The 1,488-nt window shown below is 37.0% G+C and carries 2 protein-coding genes; both read right to left on the minus strand.

The window, feature by feature from the left end; genetic code table 11:
- The coding region (locus tag KCG35_RS27195; RefSeq protein ID WP_373687380.1) for a hypothetical protein at positions 1-90 on the minus strand (90 nt) is incomplete at its 3' end.
- Positions 91-486: 396 nt separating this feature from the next.
- Positions 487-1,290 carry an alpha/beta hydrolase gene (locus KCG35_RS25240; RefSeq protein WP_215822614.1) on the minus strand — a complete coding sequence of 268 codons (804 nt, stop codon included), beginning with the start codon at positions 1,288-1,290 and terminating at the stop codon, positions 487-489.
- Positions 1,291-1,488 lie beyond the last annotated feature (198 nt).

Below are 1,488 nucleotides of genomic sequence, written 5' to 3' on the forward strand. Positions count from 1 at the left end.
CGCAACCTGACGCCAATTATACAAGGTTTTTGCTGAAATACCGGTTTCTTCTGCAAGTGCTGGAACACTCATATTATGGGGTGGCATCATCTTAGCTAGAATAGCTTCTTTTCTTTCTTTTAATACGCGCTTCACTCATCATTCACCTGCGCCCCTTTCTTTAGATTTTTACTTCAGGTGAGGCGACAACTATCCTGACATAAGGGGTAATTTCTCCGGTAAACTTGCAATTACTAAATATCATTCTGGATGGCTAGAAAAAAACTTTTATACGATTAGACAAATCAATAGTTGATCCAGAATACAAACCAAGAAGATCGTTGATCATTATTTTTTTTATTACTTTCATAGTTCTTATTGCTAATGAATATATTAAACCACACTCATTTACAATACATGCTTCGTGGTCGTATAGGTCAGATAAGCGACAATTATCTTGATAAACAGCGCTGAACTAAGAAAGAAGACTTCTGCAGAAAAGTTAACTTATTGAGTAAGAAAGTCGCTCACTTCTTTCCACCATAATTCTCTTGCCGCAATCGGCACTGAATTATGTCCCGCATCTTCAAATGACCAAACTTTCTTACGAGTAGCAATGGATTTGTATAATTCTTTCCCATGCTTGACAGGGATAACTTCATCCTTCTCTGCCAGTACTACAGCAACTTTACCCTTAAATTGTCGAAGATTATCAACACTATTATACTGGTCTAACACTAACCAGCGAGCTGGTAGATACCAATAATGGGTTTGAGCCAGATTAGGTAGTGAATCCCAGGGAGTAAACAGTGCTAAACCATTAATCGGAACATCAACTTTAGCAATTGCCCCCGAAACAACACCACTACCCAGTGACTCTCCCCAAAGATATAAAGGCTCACCATAGGTCTGGTGTGCCAATTTGATCGTTTCTAAAGCATCATTCACTAAAACGGATTCACTTGGTTGACCTTTACGACCACCGTATCCAGGATATTCAGCTAAAATAATTCTAAAGCCGTATTGTGACAAAGCATTTATGTAAAAAGTACGATGATAAGCTGTTCCAGCATTCCCGTGAAAGACGATCATTGTACCTTTAGTATTTTCCAATTCATCTTTTGCTATCAAACCACGATAGTTTTCAGAAGATGGCCAAAAATGCAAATTATTCTCAGCTAATAATTGTTCTGATGGTTTAAAGCTTTCAGGGTAGTAGAGAAAATTTCGTTGAAACAAAAATAGCGCTAAAGCAAGCAGCAGATAGACAACCAATATAAAAATAAATATATTTAAGTACTCTTTAGTCATTTTATTCACTTTTTGGATAGCAAAACAGGATAAAAAAACAACGCTTGAGCAATAAGTTGCACGTTGAATTTTTTATTGAAAAACTACTTGGCCTTAGCATGTCTAAGCCATCTCTTTAACCATCGTCGTTGAACCAGTAAAACCTATTAGCCACTCTAGATAAGGAAAACGCTCTGAGTGAGTAGACACAAAACCTTT

Origin of the sequence: Zooshikella harenae (assembly GCF_018837975.1) — a bacterium.
Classification (GTDB): domain Bacteria; phylum Pseudomonadota; class Gammaproteobacteria; order Pseudomonadales; family Zooshikellaceae; genus Zooshikella; species Zooshikella harenae.

What these genes read in the sequence shown, in the direction of transcription:
- KCG35_RS25240 (WP_215822614.1), bottom strand. Translation starts at nt 1,290, where the DNA reads ATGACTAAAGAGTACTTAAATATATTTATTTTTATATTGGTTGTCTAT.